Origin of the sequence: Methylobacterium sp. yr668 (genome assembly GCF_900116245.1) — a bacterium.
Taxonomy (GTDB): domain Bacteria; phylum Pseudomonadota; class Alphaproteobacteria; order Rhizobiales; family Beijerinckiaceae; genus Methylobacterium.
Window position 1 is genome coordinate 267509 of sequence record NZ_FOZY01000007.1, and the last position, 14691, is coordinate 282199.

Annotated in this window: 14 protein-coding genes; 5 read left to right on the top strand and 9 right to left on the bottom strand. The window is 72.0% G+C overall.

From position 1 onward, the window contains the following. Positions 1–108: 108 nt before the first annotated feature. Together BM419_RS31920 and BM419_RS11985 are read right to left on the bottom strand one after the other, a co-directional pair. Positions 109–348 (bottom strand): hypothetical protein, encoded by a 240-nt coding sequence (locus BM419_RS31920; RefSeq protein WP_139257062.1) that lies wholly within the window; start codon positions 346–348, stop codon positions 109–111. Positions 349–623: 275 nt separating this feature from the next. Next, positions 624–941, bottom strand: a complete 318-nt coding sequence (locus BM419_RS11985; RefSeq protein WP_170855074.1) for a GCG_CRPN prefix-to-repeats domain-containing protein — start codon at positions 939–941, stop codon at positions 624–626. A 363-nt stretch (positions 942–1304) separates the two neighbouring features. On the opposite strand from BM419_RS11985, the gene BM419_RS11990 reads away from it, so the two are divergent. Further along, a complete protein-coding gene (locus BM419_RS11990) occupies positions 1305–2267 on the top strand; it encodes a phytanoyl-CoA dioxygenase family protein (RefSeq protein WP_091926547.1) in 963 nt (320 codons plus the stop codon). 36 nt (positions 2268–2303) lie between these two features. Here BM419_RS11990 and BM419_RS11995 read toward each other — a convergent pair whose 3' ends face one another. The 3 genes from BM419_RS11995 to BM419_RS12005 all read right to left on the bottom strand — a co-directional run bounded on the left by BM419_RS11995 (position 2304) and on the right by BM419_RS12005 (position 5797). Beyond that, a complete protein-coding gene (locus BM419_RS11995) occupies positions 2304–3227 on the bottom strand; it encodes an alpha/beta fold hydrolase (RefSeq protein ID WP_091926548.1) in 924 nt (307 codons plus the stop codon). Beyond that, the gene (locus BM419_RS12000) at positions 3228–4241 is read right to left on the bottom strand and encodes an SDR family oxidoreductase (protein WP_091926549.1); all 1014 of its coding nucleotides are present in this window, start codon (positions 4239–4241) and stop codon (positions 3228–3230) included. Between the two features lie 125 nt (positions 4242–4366). Beyond that, positions 4367–5797, bottom strand: coding sequence for a mannose-1-phosphate guanylyltransferase/mannose-6-phosphate isomerase (locus tag BM419_RS12005; protein ID WP_091926550.1), 1431 nt, complete (start codon positions 5795–5797; stop codon positions 4367–4369). A gap of 190 nt (positions 5798–5987) precedes the next feature. Here BM419_RS12005 and selA point away from each other — a divergent pair, with 190 nt between their 5' ends. Further along, complete coding sequence (selA, locus tag BM419_RS12010) at positions 5988–7442, top strand: L-seryl-tRNA(Sec) selenium transferase (RefSeq protein ID WP_091926551.1); 1455 nt, start codon at positions 5988–5990, stop codon at positions 7440–7442. A 123-nt stretch (positions 7443–7565) separates the two neighbouring features. After that, positions 7566–8036 carry a MarR family winged helix-turn-helix transcriptional regulator gene (locus BM419_RS12015; RefSeq protein WP_056531559.1) on the top strand — a complete coding sequence of 157 codons (471 nt, stop codon included), beginning with the start codon at positions 7566–7568 and terminating at the stop codon, positions 8034–8036. Between the two features lie 21 nt (positions 8037–8057). On the opposite strand, the gene BM419_RS12020 is transcribed toward BM419_RS12015, so the two are convergent. Next, entirely contained in the window at positions 8058–9428 is a 1371-nt protein-coding gene (locus BM419_RS12020) for a pentapeptide repeat-containing protein (protein WP_091926552.1), read from the bottom strand. 45 nt (positions 9429–9473) lie between these two features. Continuing rightward, entirely contained in the window at positions 9474–11792 is a 2319-nt protein-coding gene (locus tag BM419_RS12025; protein ID WP_091926553.1) for an FdhF/YdeP family oxidoreductase, read from the bottom strand. A 156-nt stretch (positions 11793–11948) separates the two neighbouring features. Between BM419_RS12025 and BM419_RS12030 the strand changes: the two genes are divergently transcribed. Then, positions 11949–12122 (top strand): metallothionein, encoded by a 174-nt coding sequence (locus tag BM419_RS12030; protein ID WP_020090747.1) that lies wholly within the window; start codon positions 11949–11951, stop codon positions 12120–12122. A gap of 153 nt (positions 12123–12275) precedes the next feature. On the opposite strand, the gene BM419_RS12035 is transcribed toward BM419_RS12030, so the two are convergent. Both BM419_RS12035 and BM419_RS12040 read right to left on the bottom strand, forming a co-directional pair. Next, positions 12276–12563, bottom strand: coding sequence for an MTH1187 family thiamine-binding protein (locus BM419_RS12035; protein WP_091926554.1), 288 nt, complete (start codon positions 12561–12563; stop codon positions 12276–12278). Between the two features lie 110 nt (positions 12564–12673). Then, on the bottom strand, positions 12674–13576 hold the full coding sequence (locus BM419_RS12040) for a LysR family transcriptional regulator (protein ID WP_091926555.1): 903 nt from the start codon (positions 13574–13576) through the stop codon (positions 12674–12676). A gap of 107 nt (positions 13577–13683) precedes the next feature. On the opposite strand from BM419_RS12040, the gene kdgD reads away from it, so the two are divergent. Further along, the gene (gene kdgD, locus BM419_RS12045; RefSeq protein ID WP_042673399.1) at positions 13684–14598 is read left to right on the top strand and encodes a 5-dehydro-4-deoxyglucarate dehydratase; all 915 of its coding nucleotides are present in this window, start codon (positions 13684–13686) and stop codon (positions 14596–14598) included. Positions 14599–14691: the final 93 nt, after the last annotated feature.

The following is a 14691-nucleotide window of genomic DNA, read 5'->3' on the forward strand; positions in this document are numbered from 1 at the left end:
CCGATCCGTCAGCAGATTTTGATGCTCAAAATATGGAAAAATCAGCATTGATGCGTGACAAATAAACAAACAACAGTCAAGAAGTCAGAGGTCCGCCAATAGGGTTTTTCAATCGTCCATAGGTCTATGCGAGAGCTTGCCGACAAGCTGGCCGAGATCCGCGCCGGGGTCGCGCAGTTGGAACGGATTGCGGCGATCGCGACGTGCCGGGAGGTCGGGTGCGATATACGGCGCACCGGCGGGCGCAATGTGGCCGGCGGCGTCAGGTGCTGTTCCGCGCTCGACAGCGTCTGTACCCGGTGCGGCGATAGAGACGATGGCGACAAGGCCGAAGCCGTCGAGCGACAAGCCGGGTGCGACGACCGCGTGACCAATTACGGGCCGACATGGGTGCGCTGTAGAACACAGGGGGGATCCGACGAACCGGCCCGGAACAGGTCTCCGGATATTTTCCGGAAACGAAGGCCCGACGGGGCTCCGGATGGCCCGCTACGTTTTTTTCCTGTGCCGTCGCTCTACGGCCTGGGAACGCCAATCCTTCCACGGAGAGGGTCAGGAGTTCGAGTCCCTCACCGCCCGCCGGCGCTCCGGCGCCGGCCTCCGTCGACGGTGAGGGCGGGCGGCTACCGGTAGCCGCCGTTCGGCAGCCGTCCGTGATACGGCGTGTTGCGGCAATGGCCCCACGGTCCGCGCCAGTAGCCGGGCGGGCAGCCGTTCCCCGCTCGCACCTGATACCAGCCGCCGGGCAGCGGACCGACATAGGGCGTGCTGCGGCAGTGGCCCCAGGGGCCGCGCCAGGCGCCCGGCCCACATCCCCCCGCCACCAGCGTGATCGGCGCCGCGAGGCCCGGATCGGCCACGACCGGCATCGCCTGCGCGGCCGAGACCGGCAGCGCCGCCAGGGCTACGGCCGCGGCAGCTTTCGTTAAAATATTCATCATCACTCTCCGGGAAATCGGTCCGTATTGATCGCCCCGATCTTTCACAGAACTCATCGATACCCCCGCAGATGCATTAAATATCGGCCATGAAAGAAATTGGTTCCGGAAATGCGATCAATCCGATGCATTGGCGCGGCGCTTCCGCGCCGGCATCGCCCGTCAGCGGGAGCGCCGCTGGCGACCGGCAGCCGCGTCCGGCCCCGGAAAGAGCTGCAACCGGAAATCTCAACCGGAGGTGGTTCATGATGAAGCTGAAGACAAATGCCTGAGGCCGTGACGCTCAGTCATACCTAAGAATCGGTACTGTAAGCCTAGGAATAGACGTGGGCATCTTCGCGGAATCACTTCGAAGCGGAGGGTGCGATGCCAGTCACGATTCCGGATCGCCTGGGGCTCGGCGTCGCCGATGCCGGGAACGGCCTCTCCGCCCGCGCGGCCGACGCACGGTCGCGGCTCGTCCGCTGGATCGTGGGTAATCGCGCGGCGGCGCGCGTCCCGACGCGGATCCTGACCGACGACGAGATCGCCGCGTTCCGGCGCGACGGGTTCGTCACCGTCCCGGCGATCACCACCGCCGAGGAGCTCGACACCCTGCGCGGCGCCTATGACCGTCTGTTCGAGGAGGCGCGGGGCTGGAAGGACGGGAGCCTGTTCGACCTCGTCGACGTCGACCGCGGCGCCAGCGAGGCGCGCTCGCCCCAGCTCCTCAACCCGTCCCGCTTCGAGCCGCTGCTCCGGGACATCCTGTTCCGGGCCAACGCCCTGGCCATGTCGCGCCAGCTCCTGGGGAACCGCGCGGCCCTCGTCTTCGAGCACGCGATCCGCAAGCCGCCGAAGATCGGCGCCGCCACCGCGTGGCACCAGGACGAGGCGTTCTACGCCGCCTACACGAATTACCGGGCCATCACGGTCTGGATGCCCCTGCAGGACGTCTCGCCGGAGAACGGCTGCATGCTCTACGTCCCGGGCAGCCACCGGGAGCCGCTCCTCCCCCATCGCAGCATCGGCGGCGACCCGCGGATCCACGGGCTCGAGGCCCTCGGCGTTCCGGTGGAGCGCGCGGTCCCGTGTCCGCTCCCGGCGGGCGGCGCCACCTTCCACGATTGCCGGACCCTGCACTGCGCCGGGCCGAATCTCAGCGCCGGACCGCGGCGCGCCTACGCCCTCGGCTTCGGGGTCCGCGCGCCGGAGCACACGCTCCGCCACGAGCATCCCTGGAACGCCGAGAAGCGCACGCTGCGGCAGGAGCGCGAGCGGCAGGCTCGCGGCGGGCTGGCCCGGTTGAAGGCGGGCGCCAAGCAGCAGATCAAGGCGCTCATCCGCTGAGGGAGGCCCCGCCCGCGGGGCTCGTGACCGGGTCCGTCAGGCCTCCGACCGCACCGCCAGGGCCGCGCGCACGACCGCGTCGGTCTGCAGGTGGTGCAGCATGTGGCCGGCCCCCGGAAGGGGCTCGAACCGCGCCCCCGGGATCAGGCCGGCCGCGCGCCGGGCGTGCAACTCGGTGTTCACCACCAGGTCGGCGCTGCCGCCCAGGATACGGGTGGGCCGGCGCAGGGACGGGTAGCCGAGGACGCTGCGCGCGAGCCCCGGCCAGAGCCAGCCCGCATCCTCGCCCTCGGCGGTGATCTGCGCCGGGCGACCCGCGAGGGCGAAGGGGAAGTCCCGCGCGAAGCGCGCCGGCATCGCCTCGGGGAAGAACATCGCGTTCCACAGGAGCGGGAGCAGCGCCCGGTCGCTGCTGGCGCCCAGGAACGCCGACAGCGCGTCGCCGCCGAAGGGCAGCGCCCGCGGCCCGAACAGCACCTGCTCCAGCCGCGGCTCGGGGAAGCAGATCGGCGCGAGGGCGACGATGCCGGCCACCTCGTCCGGATGGAGCATGCCGTAGGCGAGGGCGACGGCGCCCCCGAACGAGTGGCCCAGGATGACCGGGCGCTCCAGGCCGAGGCGCCGCACCGCCTCCCGGATGGACGCCGCCTGGTCCCAGATGTCGGCGCCCCCGCCGCGCGGTCGGCGGCTGAAGCCGTGGCCCGGGCGGTCGACGGCGACCACGCGGAAATGCTCGGCCAGAGCCGGCACGGGCCCGAGCCAGACGTCCTCCAGGCACATCAGCGTGCCGTGGATCGCCACGAGGTCCGGCCCGGCGCCGGTCTCCGCGTAGGCGATCGTCCGGTCGTCGGCCAGGGACACGATCCGGCGCGGCACGATCCGGGGATCGGCCTCGGGGCCGGTCCCGGCCTCCCGCGCCGGTCGGGCGGGGCCGGGCAGGGTCTCCGTCGCGACAGCCATTTACAGGCGCCGCCGGCGCCCGGACGAGGTGCCGAGCACCGCGAAGGCCGTGGCCGCGCCGACGCCGAGGAGGCCGGCCGCCGCCGCGAGGGGGTGCAGGGTCGCGCGGGTATAGGCGCTGGTCCGCATGACCGGGACGGGCGGGTCGCCCCGCGTCTCGCCCGCCGGGACCGGCGCGTGCAGCGCACCGTCCGGGTTGCGGGGCGCGCTCCGGCGCTTCTGGAGCGCGATGATGGCCGGGCCGAGATAGTCGTAGGCGCCGGGCGCGAATTCCTTGCCGGCCACGAAGGCCTTGCCGGCCCCGCCCACGAAGATGTCGCGCTGCGGGTGGACGGCCGCGTGCAGGATGGCGTTCGCCACCTCCTCCGGCGGGTAGATCGGCGGCGGCAGGCTCGGCTCGCGGTCCATGTAGTTGCGCGCCCGCTGGGGCAGGGGGGTGTCGATCGAGGCTGGCTTGATCAGCGTCACCGAGATCGGCGCGTTCTCGTCCATCAGCTCCATGCGCAGGGCGTCGGTGAAGCCCTTCACGGCGTGTTTCGAGGCCGCGTACATGCCCTGGAACGGGAAGGCGAGGTCGGAGGCGATGCTGCCGACGTTGATGAGGGCGCCGCCGTTTTGGCGCATGTGCTCGGTCGCCACGAGGGAGCCGTAGACGGTCCCCCAGAAATTCGTCTGGATCAGGCGCTCGTGGTCGGCGTCGCTGATCTCGCGCAGCCGGCCGTAGATCGAGCCGCCGGCCACGTTCACCCAGGTGTCGAAGCCGCCGAAGGTCGCCTCGGCCCGGTCGGCGACCGCCTGCACGTCGGCCCGCCGGCCGACATCGGCGACGACGTCGATCGCCTTGCCGCCGACGCCCTCGATCTCGGCGCGGATGCGCGCCAGGGCGTCGCCGCTGCGCGCCGCCAGCACCACCCGGGCGCCGCGCTCGGCCGCCATCCGGGCCGTTGCGAGACCGATGCCCGACGAGGCGCCGGTGATCACGATGACCTGCTCGCGGAGCGGCTTGTGCTTCATGCGGTATCCCCGACGCTGTGGCGCGGCCGCACGGGAGCGGCCACACGCTAGGCTATCGATCGGGGTGGCCGCATGTTCCGGGCGCGCCTGCGGGTGATCGGGTCGCAGGCTGCCCGGCCGGGCGCTCAGCGGCCGTAGATGTCCTCGACGCGGATGATGTCGTCCTCGCCGGTGTAGGAGCCGACTTGGACCTCGATCAACTCCAGCGGGATCTTGCCGGGGTTGGCCAGCCGGTGCATCGAGCCGATCGGCAGGTAGACCGCCTCGTTCTCGTGGACCAGCACCACCCGCTCGTCGATCGTGACCTCGGCGGTGCCGCGCACCACCACCCAGTGCTCCGCCCGGTGGTAGTGCTTCTGCAGCGACAGCCGCCCGCCCGGCACCACCTGGATCCGCTTCACTTGGAAGCGCTCGCCGAGGTCGATGCGCTGGTACCAGCCCCAGGGCCGATACATCCGCAGATGCGCGTCCGCCTCCGGCGCCCCCCGCGCCCGCAGCGCGCCGACCAGCTCCTTCACCTTGCCCGAATGCGCCTTGGAGGCCACCAGCACCGCGTCGGGGGTCGAGACCACCACGACGTCCTCCAGGCCCACCACCGCCGTCAGGCCCTCGCCCTGGCTGTGCACGAGGCTGTTCTTGGTCCCGATCAGCGACACCCGGCCGCGCACGGCGTTGCCGGCCTCGTCGTGGTCCAGCACCTGCCAGACCGCGTCCCAGGTGCCGACATCCGACCACGCGAACGACACCGGCAGCACGCCGGCCCGGGCGGTCCGCTCCATCACCGCGTAGTCGATCGAGATCTTGGGCGCCTGGGCGAAGGCCGCCGCGTCGAGGCGGACGAAGTCGAGGTCGGTCACCGCCGCCTCCAGGGCCGCGCGCGCGGCCGCCAGCACCTCGGGGACGAACGCCTCCAGCTCGGCCAGCATCAGGTCGGCGCGGAACAGGAAGTAGCCCGAGTTCCACAGGGCGCCGTCGGTGATCAGCGCCTCGGCGCCGGCCCGGTCGGGCTTCTCGACGAAGCGGGCGACGCGGGCCGCGCCCGGGGCCTCGGCGATCGGCTCGCCACGGCGGATGTAGCCGTAATCGGTGGCCGGCCGGTCGGGCTCGATGCCGAGCGTCATCGTGTAGCCGGCCTGGGCGCCGGCGGCCGCGCGCCGCACGGCGTCGACGAAGGCCGCCGTGTCGGGCACGACGTGGTCGGCGGCCATGATCAGCACCACGGCCTGCGGGTCGCTGGCGGCGGCGTGCAGCGCCGCGACCGCAACGGCGGCGGCGGAGTCGCGGCCCTGCGGCTCGAGCAGGATGTCGGCGGAGAGACCGAGCTGGTCGCGCTGCTCGGCGACGATGAAGCGGGCCTCGGCCGAGGCGATGACGGTGGGCGTGGCGAAGACGGTGGCGTCCGACACCCGCGCCAGCGTCGCCTGGAAGGTCGAGCGCTCGGCGTCGACCAGACGGGCGAACTGCTTGGGCATGCTCTCCCGCGAGGCCGGCCACAGCCGCGTCCCCGTCCCCCCGCACAGGATCATCGGGTGGATCTGGATCGAAGGTCGGGACATGGTGACGTCTCCCGAGAAGGCTCGGCGGTGTTGGCGCGGCCGAGCCCGCCCCGCGCGGGTGCGATGGACTCTCGGGCGCCGATTTCAGGATCTGCCCTTACCGTCGGGCCGGGACCGGAACAACCTGCGCGCATTATCCGCGCGTCGACGGGCTGGCTCCGTGCACCGGGATGGTTATCTCTGGCCTGCCATGAACGCGCCCGTCCCCACCCCGCAGGCCGACGACCCGGCGCCGTCCCCGCGCCGGATTCCCGCGGTGGAGCGCCTCGTCGGCGGCGCGTCGGCGGCGGAGCTCGAGACCTACGGGCGGACGGCCTTCACGGACGCGATCCGGGCGGTGCTGGCCGAGATCCGGGCCGGGGGCGGCCCCGTCCCGGACGCGGAGTCGATCCGGGCCGCGGCGTCGGCGCGGCTCGCCGCCGAGCGCCGGCCGTCGCTGCGGCCGGTCTTCAATCTGACCGGCACGGTGCTGCACACCAATCTCGGCCGCGCCCTGCTGCCCCGCTCGGCCGCGGAGGCCGTGGCCGCCGTGATGGTGCAGGCGAGCAACCTCGAGTTCGATCTCGAGACCGGCGCCCGCGGCGAGCGGGACGACCATGTCGAGGCCCTGATCTGCCGCCTGACCGGCGCCGAGGCCGCGGTGGTCGTCAACAACAACGCGGCCGCGGTGCTGCTGGTGCTGAACGCGCTCGCCATGCGCAAGGAGGTCGTGGTCTCCCGCGGCGAACTCGTGGAGATCGGCGGCTCGTTCCGGGTGCCCGACGTGATGGTGCGGGCCGGCTGCCGCCTGCGCGAGGTCGGCACCACCAACCGCACCCACCTGCGCGACTACGCGGAGGCCCTCGGACCCCGCACCGGCCTCGTGATGAAGGTGCATCCGAGCAACTACGCCATCGCGGGCTTCACCGCGGTAGCCGATCCCGTGGCCCTCCACGCCCTCTGCCGGGAGCGCGGCGTGCCGCTGGCGGACGATCTCGGCAGCGGCAGCCTCGTCGACCTCGCGGCCTACGGGCTGCCCCCCGAGCCCACCATCCGCGCCGCCCTGGAGCGGGCCGACGTCGTCACCTTCAGCGGCGACAAGCTGCTCGGCGCGGTCCAGTGCGGCATCGTGGCCGGCCGGAAGGACCTGATCGCCCGCGTGCGAAAGAATCCGCTGAAGCGGGCCCTGCGCGTCGACAAGATGACCTACGCGGCCCTCGAGGCCGTTCTGCGGCTCTACCTGCACCCGGAGCGGCTGCGCGCGGAGCTCCCGACCCTGCGGCTCCTCACCCGCGACCGCGACAGCATCGCCGCCCAGGCCGAGCGCCTCGCCCCCGCGGTGGCGGAGCGGCTCGCCGGCCGCGCCGCGGTCACGGTCGCCGAGTGCATCAGCCAGATCGGATCCGGCGCACTGCCGGTGGAGACTCTGCCCAGCGCCGCCCTGGTCCTGACGCCGGCCTCGGCGGGCAGCCGCGGCGCGGGCGGCCGGTGCCGGCGGCTCGCCGAGGAGTTGCGCCGGCTCCCCGTGCCGGTGATCGGCCGGATCAGCGACGAGGCCGTCCGCCTCGATCTCCGGACGCTCGAGGACGAGGCCGGCTTCCTCGACAGCCTGGCGGCGCTCCCGCCCGTCGCGGGCGGGGGACGAACACCGAGACGAACCCCATAGGGTTGTTAAGAGAACGGGCCGGACGACCGGAGCTTGCGCGCCGGTATCCCGTGTTATGGTATGGTGACGAACCCGCGGTCGCGGTCGAGAATGGCGGTGCGTGGACCGCGATGGGCGAACGATATGGCGTATACTGCCGATACGGCTGAGGCGCAGCCGGAGACGGATCCGCTGCTTCTCGATAACCAGCTCTGCTACGCGCTCTATGCTGCCGCGCATCGGATGACCAAGTCGTACCGGCCGCTGCTCGAGCGGCTCGGACTGACCTATCCGCAATATCTGGTCCTGCTGGTGCTCTGGGAACAGGACGGCGTCACGGTCTCGGAGATCGGCCGGCGCCTGCGCCTCGATTCCGGCACGCTGACACCGGTGCTCAAGCGCCTGGAGAGCGCGGGCTTCCTGCTCCGGACCCGGCGCCAGTCGGACGAGCGCGAGGTCGAGATCGCCCTGACGCCAGAAGGCGCCGCCCTGCGCGCCGATGCGGTCTCGGTCCGCGAGAGCGTGATGTGCCAGCTCGAACTCAGCGAGCCGGAGATCCGCGCCCTGCGCAAGGATCTGAGCCTCGTCATCGAGCGGCTCAGCGTGAACGACTGAGCGGCCCGGACGCGATCGGGGTCACCGCCGCAGGCGGTTGCCGAGGACGAAGCCGTACAGCCCCATCAGGATGATGCCGACGCCGCCCTCGATGCCGACCAGCAGGTTGGTGACGCGGCCGGTGGGCTTCAGGCCGATCTCGGGCGGGTTCGCGGTCATCATGTTGAGCGCGCTGTAGCTCAAGAGATCGAGGGGATTGTAGGTCGGCCCGGCCTCCGGTCCCTCCACGATGAACAGGCCGCCCGTCAGGCCGAAGAGCCCGCCGAACAGCACGATCAGCAGCGCGAAGGCGCGGGCGATGCGCGACAGGCTCTCGCCGTAATCGCACAGCCACTCGACGAAGCGGTCGGCAGTCCAGCGATAGCCGTGCCGCAGGAATCCGGACCAGTCCCGGTCGGACCAGGCGGCGCGGGCCTGCTGCCCGGCATGGAACCGGCCCATCCGGCGGCCGCGCTTGTAGGCCCAGCTCGCCGCGTCGTGGCTGCCGATGCTCTTCCAGTTCTGCTCCAGGGCGAGGTAGCTGGCCTGGGCGGCGTCGTAGGCGCCGGCCACCTCCTCGCCGACCGCGCCGCCGAGCTGCTCCACGCTCATCCGCGTGCCGTTCAGCCACGCGCCGGCGAAGCGCGCGTGCCGCAGCCGGCAGGTCGCGAGGTTGAGCCGCACGAGGTCGGTGTCGGAGAGATCCGCCCCCGAGAGATCGGCGCCGTCGAGCTTCGCGCCGGTGAAGTGCGCGCCCCGCAGCCGCGAGCCGGCGAGGCTCGCCTTGGTCAGGCTGGCCTCGGCGAAATCCGCGTGGGTCAGGTTGGCGTCGGCGAGTTTGGCCTCGTCGAGCCGCGCCCCGCGGAAGACCGTGTCATCCGCGTCCGCCCCGGAGAAATCCGCGCCCCACAGATCGGCGCCGGCGAAGTCGGTCCCGTCGAGCAAGGCGCCGGACAGGTCGGCGAAGCGCATCGCCGCCTGGCCGAACCGGGCATCCTCCAGCATCGCCCCGGCGAACTTCACCTGCCCGGCGACGATGCCGGTGAAGTCAGCCCCCGAGAGATCGGCCTCCGACAGGTCGGCCGCCTCCAGGATCGCCCCGGTGAAGCGGGTCGAGCGCCCGACCGCGCCGGACAGGCTCGCCCCGCGCAGGTTCGCGCCGGAGAGATCGGCCTCCTCCATGCGGGCGCGGGACAAGTCGGCGCCGACGAGCGCTAGGCCGCCGGATTCGGCGTCGGTGACGAGGCCGGCATCCGGCACATCCGCGAGGGCGCCCGGCCCGGCGTGCAGCTGCGACAGGTCCGCGCCCGGCTCGCGCAGGGGCGCCCCGGCGGCGATCCGGCCGACGAGCGCGCGCAGCCGCGATTCCACCGGAGCGTCCGGTCGCGCGTCGGGAGGAGTCGCCTGGTCCATGGTCGTTCCTTGCCGGAAGGCGCGACCGGACGCCAGACGCTCCGCTCAGGGTGCGGCGGTCGCGGCCGTCACCCGCACGGTGATCGCCTTGGCGGCGGGAGTCTTGGACTGCTCGTCGTAGTGCCAGAGCGGCAGCAGGACGTTGAGCTCCGGGTAGTATCCGGCGCAGTTGCCCTCGGGGATGTCGTAGGCGATCACCCGCAGCCCGCCGACGCGCCGCGTCACCTGGTCGTCCGCCTCGGTCGCCACGTCGACGCTGATCCCGTCCCTCAGCCCCAGCCGCGCGATGTCCCGGCGGTTCATGAACAGGACGTCCCGGGTGCCCTTCACCCCGCGGAAGCGGTCGTCGTAGCCGTAGACCGTGGTGTTGAACTGGTCGTTCGAGCGCAGCGTGATGAGGTCGAGCACCTCCGGACCCCGGTCGGGCAGGTCCGGATCGGCCTCCAGGCCCTCGGGGACCGCGAAATTCGCCCTGCCGGTGTCGGTCTCCCACTTGCGGTCGCGGGCGCCCAGCGGCTTCAGCAGGCCGCCCGGGTGGAACATGCGGCCGTTCAGGTCGTGGAACACGCTCGGATAGGTCGCCTCGATCGCGTCGCGCACACGGGCGTAGTCGCCGACCCAGGCATCCCAGTCGATGCGGGGATTGGGCGGCAGGGTCGCCTTGGCGATCTCCGCCACGATCCAGGGCTCGGAGCGCAGGTGCGGTCCGACCGGGTCGGCCACGCCCCGCGAGCCGTGGAACTGGGCGGTGGAGCTCTCCATCGATACGGCCTGCGGGCCGCTCGCCTGCCGGTCGATCTCGATCCGGCCTAGGCAGGGCAGGATGTAGGCGACGGCGCCGGTCACGAGGTGCGAGCGGTTGAGCTTGGTCGAGATCTGCACGGTGAGCCGCTGCCGCCGCCAGGCCGGTTCCATCCGGGCGGTGTCGGGCACGGCCCGCAGGAAATTGCCGCCGAGCCCGATGAACGCCTTCACACGCCCGTCGAGGACGCCCTCGCAGGTCTCGACGGTGTTGAGGCCCTTCTCCCGCGGCGGCTCGAAGCCGTAGAGTTCCCGCAGCTTGTCCAGCGGCGCCAGCTCCGGCTTCTCGGTGATGCCGACGGTGCGCTGGCCCTGCACGTTCGAGTGGCCCCGCACCGGGCAGATCCCGGCTCCGGGCTTCCCGATATTGCCGCGCAGCAGCAGCAGGTTCACGAGCATCCGGACGGTCTCGGTGCCCTTGCGGTGCTGGGTCAGGCCCATCCCGTAGATGCCGATCACCGCCTTCGCGCGGGCGTAGACCTCGGCGGCGGCCTCCAGGGCAGTCCGGGTGAGGCCGGAACGCCGCTCCAGCGCGGCCCAGTCCTGACCGTCACAGAAGGCGACGAAGGTCTCGAAGCCGTGGGTGTGCTCGGCGATGAAGGCGTGGTCGAGCACCCGCGGCCGGCCGGCGGCCTCCGCGGCCCGGTCGAGGGCGATCAGCGCCTTGCACAGCCCGGTGAGCGCCGCGAGGTCGCCGCCGGCCTTCACCTGATGGTACTGCGTCGAGATCTTCGTGGACGAGCGGGTGAGCATCTCGACCGGCGATTGCGGGTCGGTGAAGCGCTCCAGCCCGCGCTCGCGCAGCGGGTTGAAGGTGATGATCTGCGCACCCCGGCGCCGCGCCTCCTGGAGCGGGTGCAGCATCCGCGGCGAGTTCGACCCGACGTTCTGTCCGAAGAAGAAGATCAGGTCGGTGGTCTCGAAATCCTCCAGCAGCACCGTGCCGACCGGCGCACCGATCGACTGCGGCAGCGCCACCGAAGTCGGCTCGTGGCACATGTTGGAGGAATCGGGCAGGTTGTTGTTGCCGTAGAGCCGCGCGAGCAGGGCCCACATGTAGCTCGTCTCCAGCGACGCCCGGCCGGAGGCGTAGAACACCACCGACCGCGGGTCCTGCGCGCGCAGCTCCTTCAGCTCCCGGCCGATCTCGGCCAGGGCCTCCGCCCAGGCGACGGGCCGGTAGCGGTCCGTCGCCGGGTCGTAGCACATCGGGTGGGTCAGGCGGCCCTGCTCCTCCAGGGCGTAGTCGCTCCAGCCGAGAAGCTCCGTCACCGTGTGCGCGGCGAAGAAGTCCGGCGTCGCGCGGCGGCGCGTCTGCTCCCAGGCCGTGGCCTTGGCGCCGTTCTCGCAATACTCGAACGCCAGCGGCTTGGCGGGCTTCGCCCAGGCGCAGGAGGTGCACATGTAGCCGTCCGGCTTGTTCTGCTTGAGCAGCATCGCCGACCCGGTGACCGGTACGCCCTCGCGGGTCAGGATCTCGACGAGGGAGCGGGCCGAGCCCCAGCCGCCCGCAGGCCCGTCATAGGGCTCGATCCGGACGTCGTCGGTGTTCTGATCGGCCATGGCGCCCTCCACCCGGCGCAGCGAGCACCGGACCTGGGGAACGCGCGAGCGGGCGAATGGGATCACGGGCGCGTCACCGCGCCCGGAGAAGGGTTTCCTCGCCGCCGCAGCGGCTCTAACGTCGACATGCGGACTGTCCCGCCGGAGGAGGAAATCATGGCCAGCGTCGACGTCGAGATGGTGAAGTGCGCCTGCCAGGACTGCGTCTGCGTGATCCCGGTCGCCAAGGCCGTGTCGCGGGACGGCAAGGCCTATTGCTGCGACGACTGCGCGAACGGCCACAAGGATCACGCCGGCTGCGAGCACGCCGGCTGCGCCTGCCACGGCTAGGGCTTTTCTCGTTCGCGCCGCGACGGTCCGGAGGACGCGTCACCGGTCGAGCCAGCCGCGACGCGCCCCCTCTCCCGCACGAGCGGGGACCCGCACCTCATTCGGCGCGGGTTCGGAGAACGACCCCGGGATGACGCGCCGCGGCGGTCGCGGTCAGGAGACCGCGGCGAGCTTGTCGGCCATCGACTGGTCCTTGTCGCGGCGCGTCGAGAAGATCAGCGTGAAGAAGGTCCGCTGGACGCCGAGCTCGGCGAGCTTCGCCTCGCACCGCTCCGCCAGCGCGCAGATCTCCGACAGCTCGCCCTCGATGTTCGTGCCGTTGGGATGCATCGTGGCGGTGAGGCCGCTCGCCTCGATGATCCCCTTGATCTCGCGGACGTAGGGCGAGACCGACGGGCCGACGCCCATCGGCACGATGCAGAGGTCGGCCGAAACTCTCATGGTGCCTGCCTGATCCGGGAGGGGCGGCCCCGGCCGGCTGCGCGACCGGAAGCGGGGCGAGCGGGCAGCCTATGGCCGGCCGCACCGACTTTCCAGGCCGGTGCCGGCCGTCACGCCTCGCCGGTCTCCAGCGCCGCCGCCCGCACCGAGGGCAGGCAGGGATTGGCGTTGTCGCTGCGCCACGCGAGCCACAGCTCCGGCCCGGTCGTGGCCGGCAGGGCGATCGGCCGGAGCCGGATGTCGGCCATGCTGTTGCCCCGGGCGCTGCCCGGCACCAGCGCGACGCCGATGCCGGCGCCGACGAGGGCCAGCATCGCGTGGACCTGGTTCACCCGCTGCACGATCCGCGGCTGCACGCCCCCCGCCTCGAACAGACGGTCGAGCAGGTCGATGAAGTAGCGCCCGCCCCGGGGTGACCACGTCACGAAGGCCTCGCCGTCGAGGTCCCGCAGGGTCGGGGCGCGCGCCGCCGCGAGGCGGTGCCCGCGCGGGACCGCGAGCAGGAGCCGCTCGCGCGCCAGCGGCGCGGTGGCGATCGCGGATTTCGGATCCTGCAGGACCGGCGCCGGCCGCAGGATCGCTAGATCGGTGCGGTTCTCGCCCAGCGCCAGGATCTGCTCGTCCGAGACCATCTCCTCCAGCACGAGGTCGACCTCGGGCAGCGTCCGGCGGACATGGGCGACGACCTGCGGCAGCGTCCGGTAGGCCGAGGCGGCGGTGAAGCTGAGGCGCAGCACCCCGCTCTCACCCCGCGCGGCGCGCCGCGTGATGCGCGCGGCGTTCTCGGCCGCCGCCAGCACCCGGTAGGCCTCGGCCAGGAAGGTGCGGCCCGCCGGGGTCAGGCGCACCGCCCGGGTGGTCCGCTCCAGCAGCGTCACGCCCAGCGTCTGCTCCAGCATCTGGATCTGCCGCGACAGGGGCGATTGGGTCAGGTGCAGCCGGGCCGCGGCCCGGCCGAAATGCATCTCCTCGGCGACGGCGACGAAGCTGCGGGCATGGCCGAGATCGAACATTGATGCAGGATCCGGGATAATCCAGCCAAAATCAACGTTGGACGCATTTAACGCCGGCGCCTAACCCCGGACGCGACACCGAACGGTGCGTTCCAGGGAGAGAATCGATGGCGAGCATGACCCCGGCCGAGATGGCGCGCGTGCTGGGCTCCGGCCTGCTGTCCTTCCCGGTCACGCATTTCCGCGACGATCTCAGCTTCGACGAGACCGCCTACCGGGACAATCTCGGGCGGCTGGCCGACTACAGGGTTTCGGGCCTGTTCGCCGCCGGCGGCACCGGCGAGTTCTTCTCGCTGACGCCCGTCGAGATCGACCGCGTCCTGCGCGCCGCCGTCGAGGAGACCCGCGGCCGGACCCCGGTCATCGCCCCCGCCGGCCAGGGTACCGCCCTGGCGGTCGAGATGGCCCGGGCCGCCGAGGCCGCCGGCGCGGACGGGATCCTGCTGCTGCCGCCCTACCTCGTCGGCTCCGAGCAGGCCGGTCTCGCCGCCCATATCGAGGCGGTCTGCCGCGCGACCTCGCTCGGCGTCATCGTCTACAACCGCGCCAACGCCCAGCTCAACGAGCAGACGCTCGCCGGCCTGTGCGAGCGCTGCCCGAACCTCGTCGGCTTCAAGGACGGCGTCGGCGACGTCGAGCTGATGACCCGGGTCTACGCCGCTCTGGGCGACCGCCTGACCTATGTCGGCGGCCTGCCCACCGCCGAGACCTTCGCGCTGCCGTACCTGGAGATGGGCGTCACCACCTACTCCTCGGCGATCTTCAACTTCCTGCCCGAATGGGCGCTGTCCTTCTACGACAGCGTCCGCCGCCGGGACCGCGACGCGGTCTACCGGGAGCTGCGCGACTTCGTCCTCCCCTACATCGCGATCCGCAACCGCAAGCGCGGCTACGCGGTCTCGATCGTCAAGGCGGGCATGAGCGCCGTCGGCCGCCACGCCGGCCCGGTCCGGCCGCCGCTGACCGAGCTCGACGCGGCCGAGCGCGCCGAGCTGACGGCCCTGATCGGCGACCGCCGCTGAGCCCCCGCCTCGACACCCAAGACAGACCCGCCGAGCCAACGGCGGCCACGACCCGCCTCCCGGATCAACCGGGCGGCGACGAGCCTGGGAGAA

Excerpts from the sequence above, each read along its gene's own strand:
- BM419_RS12015 (WP_056531559.1), top strand. The coding sequence starts at position 7,566 with ATGGCGTATACTGCCGATACGGCTGAGGCGCAGCCGGAGACGGATCCG.
- BM419_RS12035 (WP_091926554.1), bottom strand. The coding sequence starts at position 12,563 with ATGAGAGTTTCGGCCGACCTCTGCATCGTGCCGATGGGCGTCGGCCCG.
- kdgD (WP_042673399.1), top strand. The coding sequence starts at position 13,684 with ATGGCGAGCATGACCCCGGCCGAGATGGCGCGCGTGCTGGGCTCCGGC.
- BM419_RS12020 (WP_091926552.1), bottom strand. The coding sequence starts at position 9,428 with ATGGACCAGGCGACTCCTCCCGACGCGCGACCGGACGCTCCGGTGGAA.
- selA (WP_091926551.1), top strand. The coding sequence starts at position 5,988 with ATGAACGCGCCCGTCCCCACCCCGCAGGCCGACGACCCGGCGCCGTCC.
- BM419_RS11985 (WP_170855074.1), bottom strand. The coding sequence starts at position 941 with ATGATGAATATTTTAACGAAAGCTGCCGCGGCCGTAGCCCTGGCGGCG.
- BM419_RS12025 (WP_091926553.1), bottom strand. The coding sequence starts at position 11,792 with ATGGCCGATCAGAACACCGACGACGTCCGGATCGAGCCCTATGACGGG.
- BM419_RS12000 (WP_091926549.1), bottom strand. The coding sequence starts at position 4,241 with ATGAAGCACAAGCCGCTCCGCGAGCAGGTCATCGTGATCACCGGCGCC.
- BM419_RS12040 (WP_091926555.1), bottom strand. The coding sequence starts at position 13,576 with ATGTTCGATCTCGGCCATGCCCGCAGCTTCGTCGCCGTCGCCGAGGAG.
- BM419_RS12005 (WP_091926550.1), bottom strand. The coding sequence starts at position 5,797 with ATGTCCCGACCTTCGATCCAGATCCACCCGATGATCCTGTGCGGGGGG.
- BM419_RS11995 (WP_091926548.1), bottom strand. The coding sequence starts at position 3,227 with ATGGCTGTCGCGACGGAGACCCTGCCCGGCCCCGCCCGACCGGCGCGG.
- BM419_RS12030 (WP_020090747.1), top strand. The coding sequence starts at position 11,949 with ATGGCCAGCGTCGACGTCGAGATGGTGAAGTGCGCCTGCCAGGACTGC.
- BM419_RS11990 (WP_091926547.1), top strand. The coding sequence starts at position 1,305 with ATGCCAGTCACGATTCCGGATCGCCTGGGGCTCGGCGTCGCCGATGCC.